Origin of the sequence: Streptococcus australis (assembly GCF_040226615.1) — a bacterium.
GTDB lineage: Bacteria > Bacillota > Bacilli > Lactobacillales > Streptococcaceae > Streptococcus > Streptococcus australis_E.
Map to the genome: position 1 here is coordinate 406,000 of NZ_JBCOAT010000001.1, position 23,418 is coordinate 429,417.

23 protein-coding genes are annotated in these 23,418 nt (G+C 42.5%); 7 read left to right on the forward strand and 16 right to left on the reverse strand.

Annotated features, from left to right (window positions below):
* Positions 1–41 precede the first annotated feature (41 nt).
* Positions 42–1,391: a glutathione-disulfide reductase gene (gene gorA / locus ABT997_RS01945; protein WP_306474679.1), complete on the forward strand. Its 1,350-nt coding sequence runs from the start codon at positions 42–44 to the stop codon at positions 1,389–1,391.
* 211 nt (positions 1,392–1,602) lie between these two features.
* On the opposite strand, the gene ABT997_RS01950 is transcribed toward gorA, so the two are convergent.
* Together ABT997_RS01950 and ABT997_RS01955 are read right to left on the reverse strand one after the other, a co-directional pair.
* Positions 1,603–2,334 carry a cyclase family protein gene (locus ABT997_RS01950; protein WP_195550009.1) on the reverse strand — a complete coding sequence of 244 codons (732 nt, stop codon included), beginning with the start codon at positions 2,332–2,334 and terminating at the stop codon, positions 1,603–1,605.
* A 338-nt stretch (positions 2,335–2,672) separates the two neighbouring features.
* Complete coding sequence (locus ABT997_RS01955; protein ID WP_006597402.1) at positions 2,673–2,885, reverse strand: YdbC family protein; 213 nt, start codon at positions 2,883–2,885, stop codon at positions 2,673–2,675.
* 91 nt (positions 2,886–2,976) lie between these two features.
* On the opposite strand from ABT997_RS01955, the gene ABT997_RS01960 reads away from it, so the two are divergent.
* Positions 2,977–3,306, forward strand: a complete 330-nt coding sequence (locus ABT997_RS01960) for a hypothetical protein (RefSeq protein WP_270285291.1) — start codon at positions 2,977–2,979, stop codon at positions 3,304–3,306.
* A gap of 41 nt (positions 3,307–3,347) precedes the next feature.
* On the opposite strand, the gene ABT997_RS01965 is transcribed toward ABT997_RS01960, so the two are convergent.
* The gene (locus ABT997_RS01965) at positions 3,348–4,634 is read right to left on the reverse strand and encodes a peptidase U32 family protein (protein WP_023023881.1); all 1,287 of its coding nucleotides are present in this window, start codon (positions 4,632–4,634) and stop codon (positions 3,348–3,350) included.
* Positions 4,635–4,796: 162 nt separating this feature from the next.
* Positions 4,797–5,726 carry a peptidase U32 family protein gene (locus ABT997_RS01970; RefSeq protein WP_006597381.1) on the reverse strand — a complete coding sequence of 310 codons (930 nt, stop codon included), beginning with the start codon at positions 5,724–5,726 and terminating at the stop codon, positions 4,797–4,799.
* A gap of 131 nt (positions 5,727–5,857) precedes the next feature.
* On the opposite strand from ABT997_RS01970, the gene ABT997_RS01975 reads away from it, so the two are divergent.
* Complete coding sequence (locus tag ABT997_RS01975; RefSeq protein WP_006595911.1) at positions 5,858–6,154, forward strand: DUF3270 family protein; 297 nt, start codon at positions 5,858–5,860, stop codon at positions 6,152–6,154.
* A 98-nt stretch (positions 6,155–6,252) separates the two neighbouring features.
* Here the strand turns inward: ABT997_RS01975 and ABT997_RS01980 are convergent, their stop codons facing one another.
* The 7 genes from ABT997_RS01980 to ABT997_RS02010 all read right to left on the reverse strand — a co-directional run bounded on the left by ABT997_RS01980 (position 6,253) and on the right by ABT997_RS02010 (position 12,135).
* Positions 6,253–6,723, reverse strand: a complete 471-nt coding sequence (locus ABT997_RS01980) for a YtxH domain-containing protein (protein WP_006595910.1) — start codon at positions 6,721–6,723, stop codon at positions 6,253–6,255.
* 15 nt (positions 6,724–6,738) lie between these two features.
* Positions 6,739–7,122 (reverse strand): DUF948 domain-containing protein, encoded by a 384-nt coding sequence (locus ABT997_RS01985; protein WP_006595909.1) that lies wholly within the window; start codon positions 7,120–7,122, stop codon positions 6,739–6,741.
* Between the two features lie 11 nt (positions 7,123–7,133).
* A complete protein-coding gene (gene lgt, locus ABT997_RS01990) occupies positions 7,134–7,916 on the reverse strand; it encodes a prolipoprotein diacylglyceryl transferase (protein ID WP_006595908.1) in 783 nt (260 codons plus the stop codon).
* Entirely contained in the window at positions 7,913–8,845 is a 933-nt protein-coding gene (gene hprK / locus ABT997_RS01995; RefSeq protein WP_023027089.1) for an HPr(Ser) kinase/phosphatase, read from the reverse strand. Before hprK ends, lgt begins: the two co-directional genes overlap by 4 nt.
* A 388-nt stretch (positions 8,846–9,233) precedes the next feature.
* Positions 9,234–9,509 (reverse strand): PspC domain-containing protein, encoded by a 276-nt coding sequence (locus ABT997_RS02000; RefSeq protein WP_126404577.1) that lies wholly within the window; start codon positions 9,507–9,509, stop codon positions 9,234–9,236.
* 60 nt (positions 9,510–9,569) lie between these two features.
* Positions 9,570–10,022 (reverse strand): SprT family protein, encoded by a 453-nt coding sequence (locus tag ABT997_RS02005; protein WP_350018602.1) that lies wholly within the window; start codon positions 10,020–10,022, stop codon positions 9,570–9,572.
* Positions 10,009–12,135 carry a Tex family protein gene (locus ABT997_RS02010; RefSeq protein ID WP_350018603.1) on the reverse strand — a complete coding sequence of 709 codons (2,127 nt, stop codon included), beginning with the start codon at positions 12,133–12,135 and terminating at the stop codon, positions 10,009–10,011. Before ABT997_RS02010 ends, ABT997_RS02005 begins: the two co-directional genes overlap by 14 nt.
* Positions 12,136–12,253: 118 nt before the next feature.
* Between ABT997_RS02010 and ABT997_RS02015 the strand changes: the two genes are divergently transcribed.
* The 4 genes from ABT997_RS02015 (at position 12,254) to zwf (ending at position 15,745) form a co-directional block, all read left to right on the forward strand.
* Positions 12,254–12,400 carry an SPJ_0845 family protein gene (locus tag ABT997_RS02015; protein ID WP_350018604.1) on the forward strand — a complete coding sequence of 49 codons (147 nt, stop codon included), beginning with the start codon at positions 12,254–12,256 and terminating at the stop codon, positions 12,398–12,400.
* Entirely contained in the window at positions 12,397–13,302 is a 906-nt protein-coding gene (locus tag ABT997_RS02020) for a permease (protein WP_350018605.1), read from the forward strand. Before ABT997_RS02015 ends, ABT997_RS02020 begins: the two co-directional genes overlap by 4 nt.
* Positions 13,299–14,114: a TIGR03943 family putative permease subunit gene (locus ABT997_RS02025; protein WP_126404582.1), complete on the forward strand. Its 816-nt coding sequence runs from the start codon at positions 13,299–13,301 to the stop codon at positions 14,112–14,114. The genes ABT997_RS02020 and ABT997_RS02025 overlap by 4 nt, the downstream gene beginning before the upstream one ends.
* A 164-nt stretch (positions 14,115–14,278) precedes the next feature.
* Positions 14,279–15,745, forward strand: coding sequence for a glucose-6-phosphate dehydrogenase (gene zwf / locus ABT997_RS02030; protein WP_126404584.1), 1,467 nt, complete (start codon positions 14,279–14,281; stop codon positions 15,743–15,745).
* Positions 15,746–15,809: 64 nt separating this feature from the next.
* On the opposite strand, the gene ftsY is transcribed toward zwf, so the two are convergent.
* From ftsY to rnc, 5 genes are read right to left on the reverse strand one after another with little or no spacing between them, the layout of a single operon-like run.
* Positions 15,810–17,477, reverse strand: a complete 1,668-nt coding sequence (ftsY, locus tag ABT997_RS02035) for a signal recognition particle-docking protein FtsY (protein WP_350018606.1) — start codon at positions 17,475–17,477, stop codon at positions 15,810–15,812.
* Positions 17,477–18,298 (reverse strand): Cof-type HAD-IIB family hydrolase, encoded by an 822-nt coding sequence (locus tag ABT997_RS02040; protein ID WP_350018607.1) that lies wholly within the window; start codon positions 18,296–18,298, stop codon positions 17,477–17,479. Before ABT997_RS02040 ends, ftsY begins: the two co-directional genes overlap by 1 nt.
* On the reverse strand, positions 18,295–19,092 hold the full coding sequence (locus ABT997_RS02045) for a Cof-type HAD-IIB family hydrolase (protein WP_314368556.1): 798 nt from the start codon (positions 19,090–19,092) through the stop codon (positions 18,295–18,297). Before ABT997_RS02045 ends, ABT997_RS02040 begins: the two co-directional genes overlap by 4 nt.
* Positions 19,082–22,627: a chromosome segregation protein SMC gene (gene smc / locus ABT997_RS02050; protein ID WP_350018608.1), complete on the reverse strand. Its 3,546-nt coding sequence runs from the start codon at positions 22,625–22,627 to the stop codon at positions 19,082–19,084. The genes ABT997_RS02045 and smc overlap by 11 nt, the downstream gene beginning before the upstream one ends.
* Entirely contained in the window at positions 22,618–23,319 is a 702-nt protein-coding gene (rnc, locus tag ABT997_RS02055) for a ribonuclease III (RefSeq protein WP_126405060.1), read from the reverse strand. Before rnc ends, smc begins: the two co-directional genes overlap by 10 nt.
* Positions 23,320–23,418: the final 99 nt, after the last annotated feature.

Below are 23,418 nucleotides of genomic sequence, written 5' to 3' on the forward strand. Positions count from 1 at the left end.
TTGTTACAATGAAAGTGTAAATCAACAAAGGAGTACTGACCATGAAAGAATTTGATATTATCTCCATTGGTGGAGGTAGCGGAGGGATTGCTACCATGAACCGAGCTGGAGAACATGGAGCCCGCGCTGCTGTTATTGAAGAAAAGCAGCTAGGTGGGACCTGTGTCAACAAAGGATGTGTCCCTAAAAAAATTATGTGGTATGGCGCCCAAATTGCTGAAGCCATTCGTGATTACGGTCCAGATTATGGGTATACTTCTAAACAGACCAATTTTGATTTTGCTACCCTAAGGAAAAATCGCGAAGCCTATATTGATCGGGCTCGTTCTTCTTATGATGGTAGTTTTAAACGAAATGGTGTGGAGTATATCCAAGGTCGCGCACGCTTTGTCGACGCCCATACAGTTGAAGTCAACGGGGAAACCATCAAGGCTAAACACATTGTGATCGCTACAGGGGCTCATGCTTATATCCCAGATTTACCTGGAGCAGATTTAGGAGAAACCTCTGACGATGTCTTTGCTTGGGAAGAACTACCAAAATCAGTTGCCATTATTGGCGCTGGCTACATTGCGGTAGAACTAGCCGGTGTTCTTCATGCCCTTGGTGTTAAGACAGACCTCTTCGTTCGAGGGGATCGTCCCTTAAGAAAGTTTGATTCTTACATTGTCGATGGCTTAATGGAGGAGATGGATAAACAAGGATTGCCTCTCCATCCTCACAAGGTTCCTGTCCGACTCACGAAGGAAGAAAATAGTCAAATCCGAGTCTATTTCGAAGACCAAACATCTTTTGTTGCTGATCATGTGATCTGGGCGACTGGGCGCAAACCAAACGTCCAAGACCTCAATCTAGAAGCTGCAGGCATCATCTTAAATGAAAAAGGATTCATTGCAGTGGATGAATACCAGAATACGGTTGTTCCTGGCATCTATGCTCTTGGAGATGTCACGGGCGAAAAAGAATTAACTCCTGTCGCTATCAAGGCAGGGCGTACCCTATCCGAACGTCTCTTTAATGGAAAAACCGATGCTAAAATGGACTACGCAACCATTCCGACCGTTGTCTTTTCTCATCCAGCGATTGGTACAGTCGGTCTCACTCAAGAAGAAGCCGAAAAACAATATGGAAAAGACGCTATCAAGGTCTATACTTCAAGTTTCGCCTCTATGTATTCAGCAGTGACCCAGCATCGTCAGTTGGCTAAATTTAAACTCATCACTGTAGGACCGGAAGAAACCGTTGTCGGTCTCCATGGTCTTGGGTATGGGGTGGACGAAATGATCCAAGGATTTGCTGTTGCTATCAAGATGGGAGCCACAAAAGCCGATTTCGATGCGACCGTCGCTATTCATCCAACTGGATCCGAAGAATTCGTTACCATGCGCTAATATCAGAAAAGGTTTGTTTGACAAGCCTTTTTCTTCTGTTTTTATTTTAATGGATTATCATTGGAGCTACCATAGTCTAATCTTTCATTTTAACTTTCTTTCCTTACATTTTTGTAAGATAACAAGGTTTGATAAGATAACCATCAGATTCACTAATAGATTTCAACATCCATATAAAAGAGCCCGAAGATACGCTTCAGGCTCTGTTTTTTTAAGGCAAGATAGCAATGGCACGAACAGGTGAACCTGTTGCCTTGTCCCAGTGAGGGAAGGAAATTGAAATCAAGGCACCTACTGCTGGCACTTGATCCAAGTGGTTCAAGACTTCTACTTGGTAGATATTTTGCTCCAAAAGGTAGTATTCATTGACCAAGCCGTGTTCTGCTGCTGGAATACCAGCATCTGTGTCAAAGGTTTCATGACCCACAGCCTTAACATGACGTTCATGAATCAAGAATTCTAGAGCTTCACGGCTCCATCCTGGACTTTGTTGAACCCCATTTTCATCGAGGTTACGCATAGCATCTTGATCTGGCCAACGTTTTGACCAATCACTACGGAAGGCAACAAAAGCTCCTTCTACAATTTGTCCATGTTCAGCTTCAAAATCTAAGATATCTTGTTTGCTCAAGATAAAGTTTGGATTGGCTGCTACTTCTTTAGACTTGTCGATAACATAGAGTGGCAAGAGGAGATCTTTTAGGTCAATCTCATCCAACCAACGCCCCCCTTCTACAAAGTGAATCGGTGCATCAATATGTGTTCCGTATTGACCAACTACTGTAAATTTTTGGACATGGAAACCGTCTTTTAATGTGAAAAGGTCTTCTTGTTGCAAGGCAGGAAGAGCTGGGAAGTGTGGGCTTTCTGCATTGATTTGGTGACTCAAGTCCACCCATTTTTTAGCTTGCAATTCTTTATAAATACTTAGTAAATCTGACATATGGATTCCTTTCCTATAAGTGCTACATGGCATAAATGAATAAGGTTATTATAACAGTCCATCCCATCATCCACAATGATTTGCGTTAATCTTGTTTTCTTGAATGGGATATAGTTTCAAACTATAATTATAGAAAGCATCAAAAAAGAGGCTGGGACAAAAGTCCTAGCCTCTCAATTGTCTTTGGATTATCGAGCAAGACGCAGTGGTTGAGTGGGCTCTACCACGCTGATTTCATCAGCTTTTACAGCCCTACTCAACTGTGCGGAGGTGGAACGACGAAATCGAATTCTAACGAATTACCGATTTCTGTCCCACTCTCTTTCTTACTCATCCTATTACTGTTTAAATGCATCTAGCAAAACTTGGAATTCTTCGTTGGTCAAAGTGATCCCCTTGCCCATCTTCGTATGGTCAGGGCTCCAAGTTCGGATATCATACTTGGCAGGTGCTCCATTAAAGCTAACCCGGTTTAACTCCTTGGTCCATCCTTTTTCATTTTCAGATAAGACCAAGAGTTGTTCTTCAATTTCAAAACTAAAATCTGCCATTTCATACTCCTTTTCAATGTCTTTCACCTTAATAATTCGTAAAAAATTTTACAAAATGAATGAAATTTTCTATAATATATTGTATCAACTTATGGAGAATTATGCTATGAAAAGATTTCTTGAGCTTCTCAAGGACAGAGCCAATGAATTTTTCAACGATAAAACCTCTCAACCAGCTCCTTTAAAGGATGGTAAAACGATTCAGATTATTGAACTGGCCCTTCGAAAAAAACAAGGAGTCCATGTCATCTTCCAAAATAAGAGTTTTACAGGCGATATCGTGAAATATGATCAGGAACGAAAACAACTCATTGTCAAGAATTTTAAAAAGAGTATGTCAACCATCATTCGAATTTCTGACATTCAAAAGATTAGTCTCGTTCCACATACGATTCGAATCGCACAACAAAAAACACCGTAAACTTCCAAGCTTGGGAAGCATGCGGTGTTTTTTTTTACGTTTTAGGCACGAACCGTTTGGCTGGTTCCATCTTCTTTATAGAGGTTGATCAAGCCTTCTTTAAGAGCACGGATCATATCACCTGGTTCAACTGGTGTTGGCATATGAATGGTCAATAACTCCATCGGATTTGGAGCCCGATCAATTTTATTGCCCTTGGCATCATGCAAATCTTCAATCACCGTTTCAAAATGACGGAACCCAGGTCCATAAAATTCCACTTGGTCTCCTTCATTGATGACATTCCGTTGTCGAATGGTCGCAATTTGCTTGTCCGCATCATAGGCTACCACTTCTCCGACAAACTTGTACTCTGGAATCTTCCGACGAGCCCCAAACAGTTGCTCGTTTTCAGATGGTGTTCCGTAATAGAATCCGGTAGCTAACTCACGTTGGGCTACCTTCCACATCTCATCAATCAAGTCTTGCTTAATCGCTTCAAACTTCTCAGGACTTTCCAAATAAGCATCAACAGCCGCCTTGTAGCAATTCGTTACGGTAGAGACATAGTGAATGGACTTCATCCGACCTTCAATCTTAAGGCTGTCCACTCCATTTTCAATCATATCAGGGATATGGTCAATCATCGACATGTCCACAGCTGACATCGAGAATTCTTCAGGGATTTCCCCTTTGAGACTCTTGCGTTCTTGGCCAAATGGCATATCGTAGAGATCGTACTTCCAACGACAAGATTGGGAACATCCTCCACGGTTGGCATCCCGCATACTCATATGATTGGACAAAGTACAACGGCCAGAGTAGGAAATACACATTGCTCCGTGAACAAAGGCTTCAATTTCAACATCTGTCCGCTTACGAATTTCAGCTAGTTCTGCCATCGAAACTTCCCGAGCCAAAACGACCCGTGTCAAGCCCAAGTCTTTCCAAAACTCGAGAGTTTCATAGTTAGTCGCACTAGCTTGAGTAGAGAGGTGAATTTCCAAGCCAGGTGCTTCTGTCGCTGCGATGGTAATCAAGGCAGGGTCTGAAACAATGACCGCTGCGATTCCGATATCCCGTAAGCGACGAAACCATTCACCAGCTCCAACTTCATTTCCTTCATGCATGACCATATTGGCTGCAACATAGACCTTGGCTCCATACTTGGCCGCAAATTGGACTCCTTCTTCCATTTGCTCGAAAGTGAAGTTCCCTGCACGGCTACGAAGACCATAGGCCTGACCACCGATGAAGACAGCATCCGCACCATAGCGCACAGCAACCTTTAGTTTTTCAAGTGTTCCCGCAGGTGATAGAACCTCAGGACGTTTCAATTGTTTTGTCATCATATCTCCTAGTATATTACAAGTATATTAGTTAGATTATCAATCTTGTCTATTTTATAGCAAATCCAGTCGAAAGGCAATGGTTTGGGAATTGTTTTGACAATTCTCATTCTTTACCATCACTAAAAAGGAAGGCCCGCACTCCTGGCAGGCTTTTCTCCTTTATTTAACCATGTCTGGATCGTAATCATAAAATCCAGTGTCAAGGAAACGATTCTTAGGATGCAATTGGTGAATCTGCTCATCCAATAAGAAGGCTTGATCAGATGTGAAAGTCCCAGCTTCTAGAAGCTCACGTGCTTTCACAAAACACTTGGCAATTTCCACAAAGTTTTGACCAGGTGTATAAATCCCCTCTAACTTCCAGTGGGTGAAACCATGCTCCACTAACTCAGAGAGTTTGGTCATCAAATCCAGGTCATTATTGGCAAAAATATGAGTTCCATGCTTGTCCTCAAAGATAGAATAGTGGCTTTCTGGATCTCCTGGTTCTGCCAAAAAGAGATCGCGCTCTCTCGTCTTTTCGTCATCGATGTGCGTAAAATTGTAGTAATTCTGCAAAAGAGGGCGTTTGGAATGATGAATCACACTGGCCCCATAAACCAATACTTCAGCAGGAATCTCTAAGATTTCTGGCATCTTGAAAAGCTCTGCAGATGGGATTTCTCGAGCAAGAACTGCTTCTGAAGCACCAGCCTTTTGTCCCCAGAAATTGATCTGACGGCTACTTGTCACCATGGTAGAAGCATCATAAATGGTTTTAAAGCTGTAGCCATCCCGCTTCAATACATAAAAGACGCCTGCATCTCCTACCGTGATATAATCGACGTTAATCGAAGCAAGGAAATCTAAAAATGGTTTGATACGATCCATCATGTCTTGGTGCATCAAGGCATTGACAGCCACTGTCATTTCCTTACCTGCCGCATGGACTAGATCAGAAATTCGACTTAATTCGTCATACGAGAAAGTGTGAGGAAGTCGTAATCCAAATTCCTTTTCTCCGACATAAATACGGTCCACACCTACTTCTAGAAGGGCTTGAACCTGTTCAATACTTTCAGCTGTAGCTGTAATAATTATCTTTTTCATGAAAACTATTATACCAAAAAAGTCATTTTGCTCTCTAAATTTCTTAATTTTGTAAAAATTGTAACAGTTTTGTAACATTTCTATGCTTGAAAACGTGTTAAAATAATAGAGTACTGTTAGGAGAGAGAAATATGCCCGCAAGAAAACTTAGAGTTGTTGAAGAATACGACTATGTCGAAGTCCCTCTTCAACAAGAGAATACAACAACTAATTATGATTTTAACCTTGATACTGAACCAGCTCCGCAATTAAGTGAGCTACTATTTTTCCTTAATATTGCTGTGTTTTGTGTCTTAACTGTTTTATTTAGTTTCGTCTTTTTATCAATGAAGATGAATACCTTTTTTGCTTTTGCCTCAGCAATTGCTTGTAGTTTGGGAAGTATCCAAGCTTTCCGCATTTTCCAGTTAAAACGGAAAAAGGACTAAGATGAATTTTTTAGCCTCCTTCGGGAGGCTTTTTGGCATTTCCCATCCACGTTTGTCATTGTATAAGAGAAATCCCTCACCAATGGTGAGGGATTATTTTATTCTTCTTCTACAGCTGTTTCTTTGATCTCTTCTTCCACTTCTGGAAGAGCTGTTTCTTCTTCCAATTCAAGGACAATCTCTTCACTTTCTTTTTCCTGTTTAGGCTGGAAAGGACTTGCTTGATTGCCGGTCTTTTGCTGGATTTTTTCCTTAATCGTTTGGATAGCATCTTGTGAAAATTCTACCACATCCTGCGTCTTATCTTTCACTGTCTCGATAACAGTGTCTTTGTTGATCTCGCCACTTTCAACTTTTTCCTTGGTTTGCTGAATAGCGTCTGATGCTTGCTTGGATAGTTCCATTGCAGATTGTTTCACAGAATCATGAACTTCTTGTGGATTCTCTTGGTATTCTTTTACAAAACCTTTGACTTTACCAGTCAACTCTTTCCCTTTTTTGGTTGTCAGGAAGTAGGCTGCGGATGCGCCAGTGATCGTTCCAATTAATAATGATGATAAACGTCCCATAAGGTACCTCTTTTCTTATTTAAATAATTTCATAGCCATGCGAGCTGCTTTTAATCCGACGGATGTTTTAACAGTCTTTCCACCAACAACGACAGCTTTTTTGCTAATCTGACGTGCTTGATCATTCAGATCCGACACAGATACAGATAAATCTGCCACTGCTGTGAAGAGTGGATCAATGGTTGCAACTTTTTGATTCAAATCTTCTGTCAAAACATTCACTTTTGCTAACAACTCATTGGTTTGGTGTAAGGTTACATTTACATCTGATGTCAAGGTCTTAATCGTTACTTGAGTCTCATCTACAACTTTTCCAATCTTTGAAAACAAGATAATCAAGTAGATGACCAAAACTACTAAAGCTAACCCTAAAAGCCCATAGGCAATTTCAATAAACATTTCTTTTCTCCTTAATCTATTTCCGTTCTATAAAATGGTGCATTCTTTTTTCGTTGATAGATCATGATGCTGATTCCAAGCAGGATGAGGACCAGGGAAAGCCATTGTGAAACTCGAATTCCCAAAAACATCAAGCTATCTGTCCGCATTCCTTCAATAATCATTCGACCAAAGCCATACCAGATTAGATAGAAAGCAGTAATTTCGCCCTTTCTCAACAGTTTCGGACGACGACGCAAGTAAAGAATCAGCACAAAACCAAGCAAGTTCCAACAAGATTCATATAAGAAGGTCGGTTGACGGTAATGTCCATCAATAAACATCTGATTCCGAATGAAAGAAGGTAAATAATCTAAATTCTTAACAATGGCTCCGTAGGCTTCTTGGTTAACAAAATTGCCCCAACGGCCAATACTTTGAGCAATCATGACACTCGGTGCAGCGATATCTAAAAAATCAACTGGGTCAATCAAACGACTGCGTGAAAATAGGTAGAGGACTAGAGCCCCTGCCAGGAGTCCACCATAGATAGCAATCCCACCGTTCCATACGGCAAAAATCTCTCCTGGGTGTTCCCTGTAATAAGACCATTGAAAAATAACATAGTAAAGACGGGCCCCTATGATCGCTACTGGAAAAGCAATCAGAATGAAATCAATAATATCGTCTGACTCTATCCCTTTACGAGGGGCTTCTTTCATAGACAGGATAACCGCCAAAAGGAGACCGAGGACGATACAAATCGCATACCAGCGAATGCTAAAGGGACCAAGTTGAATGGCTACTGGATTCATACTTTCACCTCATTCTGATCAATCAACTGGGTCAATCGATCTTCAAAGGTTTTAGTAGCATCATATCCCATTTCTTTGGCGCGGTAGTTCATTGCTGCTGCCTCAATGACAACGGAAATATTGCGACCTGTCTTAACAGGGATGCGAATTCTTGGAATAGTCACTCCACAGAACTCAATTTCTTCTGCATTATTGCCAAGACGATCGTAGGTTTGTTCCTTGGTGTAGTTTTCTAAATAGACCGCGATTTGAACCTGTGAAGAATCTTTCACAGCACTGGCACCATAGAGACTCATAACATCAATGATCCCTACTCCCCGAATCTCTAGCATATGACGTAGAATTTCAGCAGGCTCACCCCACAAGGTCATCTCATCACGGGCGAAGACATCTACCCGGTCATCTGCTACCAAACGATGCCCTCGTTTGACGAGCTCTAAACCAGTCTCACTCTTCCCGATTCCACTATCTCCTTGGATCAGAACCCCCATGCCATAGATATCCATCAAGACACCATGGACACTAGTTCTTTCCGCAAGGAGAGAATCTAGGTAGCTTGATAGTTCACCAGATAGGCGACTAGTTGGAACGCGACTGCTTAAAATCGCGATTTGCTTTTCCTCTGCAGCACGGAGCATTTCTTCAGGAACCTCTAGATCCCGCGCGATGATGAGTACCGGTGTTTCCGGCTGGAACATCTTTCTCAAAACTTGGTGACGATTGTGGGAGGTCATCTTGATGAGGTAAGACCACTCTTTCATCCCAACCAATTGAATTCGTTCTGGAGTATAGTAATCAAAATATCCTGTCATTTCAAGTCCAGGACGTGAAATATCTGCCGTTGTGATTTCTTTTTCAAATAGGCTTTCATTGCCGTACACAACCTTCAAACGAAGCTTATCAATTAAATCTCGGACTGTTATTGCCATAGGCTTCTCCCTTTTTGTTTTCTCTTACTATTATAGCAAATTATTCCCTGGTAAGACTTGCTCAAGCATCATTTTTTAGTATCGAAACTGAGGCTATTATTCTCACACGCATTCCAGTACCCTTTGATTTCCCTATTTATCCTTTTTTCCCATTTTTCAATCGTTTCTTCTTTTGAAAAAAAGATGAGAGTGGGACAGAAATCGGTAATTCGTTAGAATTCGATTTCGACGTCCCACCTCCGCACAGTTGAGTAGGGCTGTAAAAGCTGATGAAATCAGCATAGTAGAGCTCACTCAACCACTGGGTCTTGCTCGATAATCAAAAGAAAATTGAGAGGCTAGGACTTTTGTCCCAGCCTCACTTTCTTATTCGATTCATGAAAATTCTTTAAAAGAATGGATCGTCATCTTTGATCACTTGAGCATCCTTACGTTTGCGAGGTCCGAGGCCGTACTTTTCTCTTTCAAGATCTTCTTTATAAGGCAAGGAGAAGGCACACAGGCAATAAATAGCTAAGCCTACAAGCCCATAAAAATGAAAGATACTAAAAAGCACAAAGAGAAAACGCAATAGGTTTGCATCGAGCCCAAATCGATCCGCTAGTCCAGCAAATACTCCAAAAACGATTCTGCCTCGACGTACTTTATAAAATGTTGGATTCAAGGGCCTACCTCCTATTATTTTAGAACAGTATATCCCGAAATCAAGTCACTGTCATCAGACTCAAGGCCGATTTCCTAGTTTAGTTGGACCTTGATACCTGAGTAGTCCTCTGCACCGGCCACAGCGGTACTTTTGAAGATTAATCTGCCGATTTCTTCTGAATTCTTGCCCACAGTTCGTACAAACATAAATCTTATAGTTTTCCTTACCAACTGAAGGGGCATAACGCAAGCCATCTACCTCTTTGAGCAAGGCCTTGAAATCTTGATCCTGATGACGATACCCCTTTTTCATATAGTAGAGATGATAGTGACACAACTCATGACGGACAATCTTTCGAAAAATTTCCCAGCCAAATTCTTCTAGTATTCTAGGATTGAAATCTAGATGACCATCTTTAGGAAAGAAGCGACCACCGGTCGAACGCAGACGATTATTCCAGATGGCTTGATGAAGAAAGGGGCGGCCAAAATCTTCCAACGATACTTCTTGAACGTATTTAGTCAGATTCATGTGGTACCAAGAGGGAAAGATTTACTTTTTCCCGTTCTAAATCAATCTTGTAAACCCAAACGGTCACTAGGTCGCCAACTGAAACAACTTGACTTGGATGCTTGATAAATTGCTGGCTCATTTGTGAGATGTGGATCAAACCATCTTCATGAATCCCAATATCGACAAAGGCCCCAAAGTCAACAACATTGCGGACAACCCCTTCTAGTTTTTGACCAATCTTCAAGTCCTTCAAATCAAGAACATCCTGGCGAAGGACGGGAGCATCAAAAGAATCACGTAAATCACGACCAGGTTTGAGAAGATCTGCGACAATATCTTTCAAGGTCTCAGGACCAATTTCAAGCTCCTGGGCCATAGAAACTATGTCAATTTGTTTTAATTTGGCTTGGGCTTCTTCATCCATCTCTCTAATCCCTAGTAAGGTAAAGAGCTTCTTCACTGCAGGGTAGCTTTCTGGATGGACCCCTGTCCGATCAAGAAAATTCTCACTTTCTGGAATCCGTAAGAAACCAGCTGCTTGTTCAAAGGCCTTGGCTCCCAGACGAGGTACTTTTTTAATTTGCGCCCGAGAGGTGATTAACCCTTCTTCTTCCCGATATTTCACGATGTTCTCAGAAATGGTTTTATTGAGACCAGCCACGTGAGACAAGAGGGCTGGACTAGCAGTGTTTATATTAACACCGACTTGGTTCACCACAGTATCGACAACAAAATCAAGGCTTTCAGATAATTTCTTCTGGCTGACATCGTGCTGGTACTGGCCGACTCCGATTGATTTCGGATCAATCTTGACCAACTCAGCCAATGGATCCTGCAAACGACGGGCAATGGAGATGGCTGAACGCTTTTCAACCGTCAGTTCCGGAAACTCATGGCGAGCCAATTCACTAGCTGAATAAACAGATGCACCACTTTCATTCACAATGACATAACTCACATTTGGAACTTCCTTGAGGACTTCCGCAACAAAAGCTTCGCTTTCTCGACTTGCCGTTCCATTCCCAATCGCAATGATTTCCACGCTGTATTGACGAATCAACCGTTTCAGTTCTTCTTTGGCAGCTTCAATTTGTGCTGCTTTAGCCGGTGCAACAGGATAAATCACCTGAGTGGTTAACATCTTTCCTGTTTGATCGACAACAGCCAATTTGGCTCCTGTACGGAAAGCTGGGTCAAAACCTAAGACCACGCGCCCCTTGAGGGGAGCAATCAGCAAGAGGTGACGAAGATTTTCAGAGAAAAGCTGGATGGCCCCATCTTCTGCCACTTCTGTCAATTCTGTCCGAATTCGACGCTCCATAGCTGGTAGCATTTTCTTTTTTAGAGCTTGGTTAATAACTTCTTCGATGTAGCTATTCTTCGATTTAAATCGAGCTTCAAAGTGACGAATCAAACGATCTACAGGATGCTCAAATCCAACCTTTAATACCCCCAATTTTTCTCCACGGTTTAAGGCAAGTGTTCGGTAGCCCTGCATGTTTGCAATCTTCTCAGAAAAATCATAATAGATTTGGAAGACTTGCTTCTCGTCTTTGCTCTCATCCTTCAAGCTAGAAGTGATCAAGGAGTGTTTGCGAATCTCCTGGTAGGTAAGGTTGCGCAATTGCGGATCTTCTGCAATCGCTTCGACCAACATATCGATTGCTCCAGAAATGGCATCCTTTACAGTTGGAAATCCTTCAGATAGGAATCCTTCCGCAGCTGTTTCCAAGTTCTTTTGATCTTGCAGAATCATCCGTGCAAGTGGGAAGAGTCCTGCCTCACGCGCAATGGTTGCCTTGGTCCGGCGTTTTTCCTTGTAGGGAAGATACAATTCTTCCACATCCGCCAATTTTTCAGCTTGCTCAATTGCTTCTTTTAAGGCTGGGGTCAGTTTCCCAAGCTCTTCAATCTTAGCAAGAACCGTTTCTTTCCGATCGGCTAAGGCTGTTAAAGACTTGTCCATGTCGATAATAGATTTGATAGCTACTTCATCTAAATTACCCGTAGCATCTTTCCGATACCGAGCGATAAAGGGGATGGTGGATCCCTCTGCTGTCAAGGTCAAAACAGTATCAATTTGTTTGAGACTGACGCCCAATTCTTGGGCTATTTTTTCATATTTTTCCATAGCTTCTATTATACCATAGAAGGCCTTCTATACTGCTTTTTCATCTTACTTTTGGACTTGATTTTCCCCTCTTTTTTGAGAATTTGATATAATGAGAAAAAAGAAAAGGAGACCTATCATGGCTATTAAATTTTCAAAAACAGACGATTTAGACAAACTCTTTGAGGAATTTGCTGTCTTTCCAGATTCCCCTCAAGTTCCTTTACCAGAAGCTAAGAAGAAAGTAACAGCAGGGGAAAAAGAGCAGAAGGATTCTGACAAATGAGTTTCTTCCAACAGCTGCCAACCAGTGTCCTTCAAGCTGGAGCAATTTTTCTTTCAATTATAATTGAAGCCCTTCCCTTTGTTTTGATTGGAAGTCTCATTTCAGGGGCAATCGATGTCTATATCACCCCCGAAAAAGTCTACCGAGCTCTTCCCAAAAATAAATGGGGGAGAATTCTGTTTGGGACCTTGATTGGCTTTATTTTTCCTTCCTGTGAGTGTGGTATCGTCCCCATTATCAATCGCTTTTTAGAGAAGAAGGTCCCTAGCTATACAGCTGTGCCCTTCCTAGTGACAGCTCCTGTTATTAACCCCATTGTTCTCTTTGCTACTTATTCTGCCTTTGGGAATTCCATTCAAATGGCTCTCCTACGGGCCATCGGATCGATACTGGTGGCAACTGTTCTGGGGATTTTCCTAGGATTTTTCCAAACAGCTTCTATCCAACGGGCCAACCGCAAGGAAGTCCATGTTCATGACTTTTCAAAACTATCCGCCGGTCAACGCTTCTTTCAAGTATTTGTGCAGGCCATTGATGAGTTTTTCGATACTGGACGCTATCTGGTCTTCGGTTGTTTATTTGCCAGCGTGGTTCAGGTTTATGTGCCAACTCGCGTGCTGACTTCTATCTCCGCGACGCCACTCCTAGCCATTCTTCTCCTTATGCTTCTCTCCTTCCTCCTCTCTTTATGTAGTGAGGCTGACGCCTTTATTGGCTCTTCCCTCCTCTCAAGTTTTGGCTTGGCTCCTGTCCTAGCCTTCTTGGTTATCGGACCTATGCTAGATGTCAAGAACCTCTTGATGATGAAAAATTATCTGACCAATCGCTTTATTGTCCAATTCATTAGCATCGTTAGCCTAGTTGTCTTGGTTTATGCTTGGTTTGTGGGGGTGGTCCTATGATTCGATTTCTCATTTTAGCAGGCTATTTCGAAATTACTATGTATTTGCAGCTTTCTGGTAAGCTCAACCAATACATCAATATGCATTATTCCTATTTAGCCTATATCTCTATGATTCTTTCCTTCATTCTGGCTGTCGTCCAGCTCTATATTTGGATGAAGAATCTGCCCGTTCATAGTCATCTTACCAGTAAAAAAGCCAAAGTCATGAGTATTCTTCTGCTCCTGATTCCCTTAATTGTAGGGATTGGCTTCCCGACTGTGACCTTAGATTCCCAAACGGTATCAGCCAAGGGCTATCATTTCCCCATTGCGGCTGGCTCTTCTAAGGATATTCAAAATGACGAGGGAACAACCAACCAATATCTCAAACCTGATACCAGCAGTTATTTCACCAAATCCGCTTATGAATCTGAGATGAGGGCTGCAGCTAAGAAGTACCTCAAGCAGGATCATATCCAGATCACGACAGAAAACTATATGGAAGTCATGGAAGTCATCTACGACTATCCAGATGAATTTGCAGGGAAAACCTTTACCTTAACCGGCTTCATTTATAAGGATCCCCAGGATCCGGGTAGCCAGTTCCTTTTCCGTTTTGGGATTATCCACTGTATCGCCGACTCAGGTGTCTATGGTTTGTTAACCAAAGGGGCCTCTCAAACCTATGAAGACAATACCTGGGTCCAAGCGACTGGAACTCTCAAGATCCAATACCATAAACAACTTGGCCAAAGCCTTCCTGTCTTAGACATAGAGGAAGCTCACTCAGTAGAAAAACCTACGAATCCCTATGTCTATCGAGTCTTCTAAAGGCTACTAAACATTACTCGGTTGTGACCTTTCGGTCCAACCTTTTTTCGTGGCTCCTTCTCTCATCCTTCTCTACGAAACTCAGAATCCTTTTACTTTCAAAGAGAAATTTTCTGAATTTTATGGTAGAATATGGTTTATCAAGTTAGAAAATAGGTATGAATATGTCCTCAAAAGTAATTGTAACCATTTTCGGGGCCAGTGGAGATTTAGCCCACCGCAAGCTCTACCCTTCCCTTTTTAGACTCTATAAAACTGGAAATCTTTCAGAGCATTTTGCAGTGATTGGAACTGCTCGTCGTCCTTGGAGCAAAGAATACTTTGAATCCGTTGTCGTTGAATCCATTTCGGATTTAGCAGACAGTCCTGAACAGGCGCAGGAATTTGCCAGTCATTTTTACTATCAAAGTCACGATGTTAATGACACGGAACACTACATCAAGCTTCGTGAACTTCAAAATCAGCTCAATGACACCTACCAAGCTGAGCATAATAAACTCTTCTTCCTATCCATGGCACCTCAATTCTTTGGTACAATAGCCAAACATTTGAAATCTGAAGGCATTGTGGATGGAAAAGGCTTTGAACGTTTGATCGTTGAAAAACCATTTGGAACGGATTTAGAAACAGCTAGTCAGCTCAACAAAGAACTGGAAGAAACCTTTGAAGAAGAGCAAATTTTCCGGATTGACCATTACCTCGGTAAAGAAATGATCCAGTCCATTTTTGCCCTCCGTTTTGCCAACCTAATCTTTGAAAACGTCTGGAACCGTGACTATATCGATAATGTTCAAATCACTTTCGCAGAACGACTAGGAGTCGAAGAACGTGGTGGCTACTATGATGAATCTGGTGCCCTCCGCGACATGGTCCAAAACCATACCCTCCAATTGCTTTCTCTCTTAGCTATGGACAAACCAGCCTCCTTCACCAAGGAAGACATCCGTAAAGAGAAGGTGAAAGTTTTTGAACAATTGGTTAACCCTTCTGATGAAGAATTAAAGAAACAATTCATCCGAGGCCAGTACCGTTCAGGAAAAATCCAAGGAAAAAAAGACATCTCTTATCGCAGTGAACCAAATGTCAATCCTGAGTCCATGACCGAGACCTTTGCCTCTGGTGCCTTCTTTGTGGACAGCGATCGCTTCCGTGGAGTACCTTTCTTCTTCCGTACAGGAAAACGTCTGACAAAAAAGGGAACCCATGTGAATGTGGTCTTCAAACAGATGGACTCTATTTTTGGTCAAGAAATTGCACCAAATGTGCTGACCATCTACATTCAACCGAATGAAGGTTTCTCTCTCAGTGTCAACGGGAAAGAAGTCGGCGAACAATTCCAGATTGCTCCGATATCTTTTGACTATGAAACGGATGCGACAGCGACCGGTGCTTCTCCAGAGCCTTACGAAAAGTTGATCTATGATGTCTTAAATAATGACTCTACCAACTTTAGCCATTGGAATGAAGTAAAAGCATCTTGGAGCTTGATTGACCGAATCGAACACATGTGGTCTGAAAATCAAGTACCTCTTCATGAATATAAATCTGGAACCATGGGACCTCAAGCTTCCTTCGACCTCTTGAAGGATTACAATGCGGAATGGGTCTGGCAACCAGCAATTGAAGAATAAATCGTTCAACTGACTAAAGGTGCAACATAAAAACTCATCTCTTTCTAGAGATGAGTTTTTTTGTTTATATCAAGCCTTCTAACAAGCCACGCATAAAGTTTTCAGAATTAAATTCACCGATATCATCGATTTTTTCACCAAAACCGATTAATTTCACTGGAATATCCAATTCTTCTCGAATGGCAAGAACCACTCCTCCTCGAGCTGTTCCATCAATCTTCGTGAGAACGATACCAGTAATCGGAGTAATCTTTGAGAATTCCTTGGCTTGAACTAGGGCATTTTGTCCTGTGGAAGCATCTAGGGCCAAGAAGGTTTCATGAGGGGCTGTAGGATCCACCCGTTTGATAATGCGACCGATTTTTTCTAATTCGGCCATCAGATTGTCTTTGTTCTGCAGGCGACCAGCTGTATCAATCATCAAAACATCGACTTGCTCTGCCACGGCCCGTTCCATTCCATCAAAGACTACACTTGCAGGATCTGACTTTTCTGGACCGGTGACAACAGGTACATCCACACGGCGTCCCCATTCAGCCAACTGAGCAACGGCGCCTGCTCGGAAGGTATCTGCTGCGACTAGCATCACTTTTTTCCCTTCCTTCTTGTATTTATGAGCTATTTTTCCGATAGAAGTGGTTTTTCCAACGCCGTTCACTCCCACAAAGAGCATGACGGTCAAGCCGTCTTTAAAGTTGATTTGCTCATTGTATTGGCCATCTTTTTCATAGAGATCCACCAATTTTTCAATAATCACGCGACGCAAAGCATCCGGTTTTTTGGCATTTTCCAAGCGTGCTTCATATCGGAGCTCTTCCGTCAGATTCGAAGCGACCTGGACTCCGACGTCACTCATAATCAAGAGTTCTTCTAACTCTTCAAAGAATTCTTCATCGACAGAACGGAAGTTGGCAAAGAAGGCATTAAGAGCTGCTCCAAAGCCGGTCCGAGTTTTCTTCAAGCTCCGATTGTATTTTTCTTGAACCGTTTCTGTTGGTTCAGCAATCTCTGGATCACTTGTCGTTTCTTCTACTACAGACTCTTCTTCAATCCCTTCTGAAAAATCGGATTCGTTAGTAGGGGCCTCTACTGGTGATTCTACTTCAAGCTCTTCGGTTACTGCCTCTGAACTTTCAGCTGTTTCTTCTTCAAGGATTGGTGCTTCCTTTATCACTTCCAATTCTGGCACAACTTCAGACTCTTCTTCAACTACCTCCTCAGGTTCTTTGGAAGAGCTTGAAGTCTCAGCTTCTGTATCTGGCCTTTCAAGAACTTCTTCTTCAAGGGTTTCTTGGGCAAGATCTGATGAAGAATCCAGCTGCTCCTCATTCACACTCACTTCTTGTGAAGCTTCTAGTTCTAAAGTCTGGTCTTCAGTCACAGGAGCTGGCTCAGCTACTTCCTCAGGAGAGACATCTTGCTCTAGTTGAGAAGTCATCTCTTCCTCAACAGCTGTATCCTGTTTGACAGGCTCTTCTGTAGGTGCTTCTTCACTAAATTCTTTCGACTCTTGAGCTGATCGCGCTGATTCGGCAGCCATTCGCTCTTTCAATTCCGCATAGTAGGCTTCCATTGCCGAAATCTTAGCATCATCACTTTGTGAAGCCTTACTTGTTTCTGGCTCAACTAAGGAACTTGCTTCCTCAGGACTTTCCACAAGCTCTTCTGTATGATCTTGGGCTTGTGGTTTTGCTTCTTCTTTTCTTCCAAATAGTCGGTCAAATAATCCCATTATTGACCCTCCTTCAATACATATTCTTCAATCGCTCTTCCGACTGCATCTTCATCATTGGTGTAGTCCGAAACAAGGGTAGCGATTTTCTTCACCTCATCCACCGCATTGGCCATGGCGATTCCTAGTCCTGCCCATTTTAACATGCTGGCATCGTTGGCCTCATCACCACAAGCCATGACTTGACTAGCATCGATTCCTAAATACGCAACCAAGGCCTCCAAGCCTCGATCTTTTTGAACCCCTTTGGGGCACCATTCCAAGAGCATGTCTCTGGATTTAAAAATCTCAAAACGCTCCCCTAAGTCAGGAGAAATCTTTGAAATAGCTCCATCCAAATAGTCCTGTTGAAAGGCTGTCACACACTTATTATAAGCTATCTGACTGGACAAATCCTCAATAGAAACAGGAATAAAGTTCAAGTAAGGATTATAGAGAGGGTAAAGAGATTCTTGATCAGATGCCAGTGTATAAACATCCCCCTCACTAATGGCGTCTAAGGGCAAACCAAGGGCCTCTGTCTCTTCATAAATGCGGACGACATCATCTCGAGAGAAAACTGTTTTCGCAATGATCTCTCCTGTATTCTTTTGTACCAAGCCTCCATTAAAGGTAATGGTGTATTCATCCGACAAGCCGGCTGTTCCAATCTCTTGGAGCAGAAAATCCATGGCCTTGAGAGGACGTCCCGTCGTCAAAACCACCTTGACCCCTTTTTCTTGTGCTGCACGAATGGCAGCCAGATTCCGAGGGGAGATTTTCTTTTCTGAATTTAAGAGAGTACCGTCCAAGTCTAGTGCGATAACCTTAATCTGACTCATAATTCTTCCTCCATATAGCGCAGGACAGATCCTGTCGAATGATGGGGCAATATGGTTTCAGCCAATTCCAAAATCTCTGGACGGGCATTTTCTGGTGCAATTGGATGGCCAACAACCTGCATCATATGAAGATCATTGAGATTATCTCCAAAAGCTAGGACTTGGTTTCGACTAATGCCCAACTGATCCATGAGGGCTTGAATGGCGACTCCCTTGTCCACATAATCCAAGACAATATCAATACACTCATAACCCGTCGTCATGGCCTTAACACCCTCAACATTTTGGGTAACCCAGGCCTCACCTTCCGCTAATACTTCTTGGTCAAAATTGGTGGTCATCTTAAAGACAAGATCATCAATTTCTGAAAAATCTGACACCATTTGAATGTTTTCATTGTAATTTTGCGAAGTAGTTAGATAGTCTGGATCAACGGTCTTTAAAACATAGCTCCCGCGTTTTCCCGTTAACAAGCACTTATTTTTATCAAAATAGGGACTTTCCTGCAACTTAGCAAACATGGCTTGATAAAAATCTGGACTCATGGTCGCTTCATAGACATCTTCACCATGAAACTCAACAACACTGCCGTTTTCAGCTATGAAAATAATCTGATCCTGGACCTCTTTAAAGATTGTCTTCAAAGAGAGGAGAGGCCGACCACTTGCTGCCGCAAAGTAGGTCCCTTTTTCTTGAAACTTCTTTAGTACCTTTAGGAATAAAGCTTGATCAAATTCATGATTTTCATCCAAAAAGGTCCCATCCATGTCTGTTGCGACTAATTTAATTTCCATTATCCATTCCTTCTATATCTTTCAGCTTCACAGATACAATCTTAGAGACTCCGGATTCTTGCATGGTCACTCCATAGATGGAATCTGCTGCAGCCATGGTTCCCTTACGGTGGGTAACCACGATAAACTGACTTTCCTTATCAAAACGATTAAGATAATCTCCAAACCGTTTTACATTGGCTTCGTCTAGAGCCGCTTCTACCTCATCCAAGATGACAAATGGAATAGTCTTGACACGAATGATTGAGAAGAGTAACGCCAATGCTGACAAAGCTTTCTCCCCACCACTCATCAAATTCAAGGATTGAATTTTCTTACCAGGCGGTTGGACAGAAATCTCGACCCCAGCTGACAAGAGATCTCCATCCGTCAAGATAAGATCAGCTGATCCTCCCCCAAACATTTGTTTAAAGGTGACTCGGAAGGATTCACGAATCGCTTCGAATGTAGATTTAAAGCGTTCCTTCACCTCATCATTCATGTCATTAATGGTTTCGAGAAGAAGATTCTTGGCTGCCAAGACATCTTCTCGTTGTCCGGAAAGGAAATCAAATCGCGTCTTGACCTCATCGTATTGTTCGATAGCATCAATATTGACAGGTCCTAAGGCTTTAATCGCTTTCTCCAAGTCTTTTAAGGCTTGCTCAGACTGGGCTAGATTTTCTAGCTCATTGGCCTGTTTAGACGCTTCCTCAAAACTCATCTTAAATTCATCGGTCAGAGCTAACATCAGTTTATTTAGCTTATCTGCCAGGCGATCACGATTAGATTCTGCTTTAGCCTGGAGGCGAATCCACTCCTCATTTTGACGACGGGCTTGTTCCATATGACCCGCTACATCTTCAGACTGGCCTTCCAAATCCTCTAATTCAAATTGCTTACGAATCACAGCTTGCTCCAGAGCGGTTTTCTCTTGAAGGGTTGCTTGCAGTTGTTTTTCAAGGATAGAAACATCGATTTGCTCATGTCGATCTTCTCCCTGCTCAATCGCATATTGGAGAGCTTGGATTTCCCGTTCAGTAGTAGCCAACTCTTGCTGCAAGCGTTCGGCATCTGTCTGGTCATAGGTCAATCGACTCTTCAACTCTGTTTTCTGTAATTGGAGCTTGGCAATGGCTGCTCGTAAATTTTCAATTTTCTCGACAACGACATCTTTATTGAGCTTAACTTCTTCAATCTCAGCAGTGACTTGCTCTTTTTCCGCCTCAATTTCTTTCAGTCGCGCTTGCAAGTCATCCCGTTTTTGGAGAAGCTCTTGGTCGCTACCTTCATCTAGCTCTGTACGGATAACTTCTAACAGTTCTTGGGCATCCAAGAGTTGCTGGTGAGCTTGCTCAAAAACCAGTTGAAGGCGTTGCTCTTCTAGTCGAGCCCCTTCTCCTTGGCCTTTCAAAGATTCTAGTTTTTCTTGTGATTGGGTCACTTGGTCCTGTTGCTCTTTAACTTGCCCTTCTACTTCTCGCAAATTCTTCTGAATAGAGGCCAATTCTTGGTGCAAGCGATCCAATTCTGGCTTGATAAAAATCGAATTATTGCTTCGATTCGCTCCCCCTGCATAGGAACCACCCGTGCGCAGTTCAGTTCCATCGAGCGTTACAATACGAACTTGATAGGCAACCTTGCGGGCAGCCACCTTGGCGTGCTCAATCGTATCAAAAATAGCCGTGACCCCCAAAAGGTTTTGGAAAATCGACTCGAGGGAAGGATCATAGTCCACCAAACTGCTAGCCATCCCTAGGAATCCTGGACAGGATTCAATCAGTTCTTGATTCTTTCCTGCAAGGTAGCGTGGTTTAATAGTTGTCAAAGGAAGGAAGGTTGCCCGACCCGAGCGATTCTTCTTCAGATGTTCGATTGCCCGTGTTGCTGCTCCTTCGTCTTCTACGATAATATGCTGACTGCTGGCTCCCAGAGCAATCTCTAAGGCAGTCTGATACTCTGGTGAGAAGGAAAGTTTTTCACTGACAGCTCCCACGATTCCACCTAAGCGAGTCGCTTCTTGCAAGACACTCTTCACGCCCGCATAAAAATTACTATGATTTTTTTGAATCGCCTCTAAACTGTTAATGCGAGCCTGTTTTTCCTTACTTTGATCAAGTAAATCAAACATCTTGGCTTGCGCTTCTTGATAAGCCTGGCGAGCTTCCTCAAACCGTTTTGCCTCTGATTGATAGGTCTCAAGCAAGTGTTTCAGATGCTCTTGAGCTCCTTGATAAGCTTCTTGAGCAACCTGCTCTTTTTCCTGCAACTCTGTCACCATTTGGATTTGATTTTGGTAATCTTCCTTTTTACTTTGTGACAATTGAGCTGAGGCTTCCAATTGATTTTCAATGGTTGTTAATTCGTTTGATCGCTCCGCTTCATCCTGCATCAAGGCCACGTATTTTTCACGTAAATAATCAATCACCTGGTCTGGATCTTCTGAGAAGCTGGCCAACTCTTTCTCCAGACCTTCAAGAGCTTCTTGACTCTTTTGCAATTCTTCTTGAAGACTCTTTGTATTGGCTTGTTTTTCTTCCAACTGATTCCGAAGAACTTGTAGGCGTTCTTCCAGACTATTGACCCGCTCTTGATTCTCCTGACGGCTTCGGGCCACCTGTTGCGACTCCAAGCGTGCCAATTCGATTTGTTTCTCCAAATCACTTAAGAGGCGAGTCAATTCCAAGAGGCTAGCTTGATCATCCGATAATTGGTGCTGAAGGGCCTGACGACTCTGTTTCAATCGGAGACTTTCCGCCTCATACTCTTCTCTTTTCTGGTAATAAGCCTTTAATTGTTCCTGAATGGAAGCTTCTTCTTGGACAGCTTGATCATAGTCTTTTTTATTGACTTCAATTTGTGCGATCAAAACATCCAAATAAAGAACTTGGCGTTGTTGATCCAATTCTAAGAAACGTTTGGCCACAAGCGCTTGCTTTTCAAGAGGTTTGATTTGCCCTTCTAATTCAAAAATAATGTCTTCCAGACGGTCCAAATTATCCTGGGTCTGAACCAGCTTAGCTTCCGTTTCCTTGCGACGAGTCTTAAATTTAAGAACCCCAGCGGCTTCCTCAAAAATTGCCCGTCTCTCTTCTGGTTTGGAGTTAAAGATTTCTTCAACCTTCCCTTGGGAAATAATAGAGAAAGAATCTCTACCAAGTCCAGTATCCATAAAGAGATCATGGACATCTCTCAAACGAACTTTCTTACCATCAATCTTGTACTCACTATCACCCGAGCGATAAATATGACGCTCCACTCGGATTTCCTTAGCAGCATGTTTGATAAAAGCGTCCCGGTTATCCAGTACTACCGTTACGCAGGCGTAGTTCAAGGGTTTCCTAGTTTCAGTCCCTGCAAAAATCACGTCCGGCATCTTGCCACCACGTAGGCTCTTGACACTCGATTCCCCTAAGGCCCAGCGCAGACTTTCTGTAATGTTTGATTTTCCAGATCCATTAGGGCCAACCACTGCGGTGACCCCTTGGTCAAAGATAACTCGGGTCTTATCTGCAAAAGACTTAAATCCTTGAATCTCAATTTCCTTTAAATACATGAGGGATCCACCTTATTTTCCACTGCTTTTTTTGCTGCTTCTTGCTCTGCAGCCTTTTTAGACCGGCCGCGTCCTTGACCGATTATTTTCCCATTGACAGACACTTGCACTTCAAATTCTTTGGCATGAGCTGGTCCTGACTCACTCGTCACCTCATAGGTAATCAAGACATCCCCATGGATTTGAAGAATTTCTTGCAAGCGCGTCTTATAGTCAATCACTTGCTCAAATTGACCTGCCTCGACTTTAGGAATCATGACTTGCTGAATGAAATCCCGAACAGTCTCCACGCCCTTATCCAAGAGCAAGGCTCCTAAAAAAGCTTCAAACAAATCTCCTAAGATGGTGTCGCGGTTCCGTCCACCAGATTTTTCCTCTCCCTTGCCAAGTTTGATAAATTGATCGAAACCACAATCACGGGAAAAACCTGCCAGGCTTTCCTCACGAACAATCATGGAACGCATTTTTGACAAATCACCCTCTGGCTTACTTGGATAGAGGGCAAATAAATATTCGGAAATCACTAACTGGAGAACAGCGTCTCCTAAAAATTCCAAACGTTCATTATGTGAAATTTTTAAGAGGCGATGCTCATTCGCATATGAGGTATGTGTAAAAGCTGTTTCCAACAATTCTGTATCGTCAAAAGTCAGACGAAATTTCTCAGCAAGGAGGTTATATAAGGCTTGCATCACGTTACTACTTTCTTTCTTCATTTATGCATCTGGATCGAATCCTGTAACCTATTCTGTCCAAAAGATACACCCCTCTATTATACCAAAAAAGAGTGC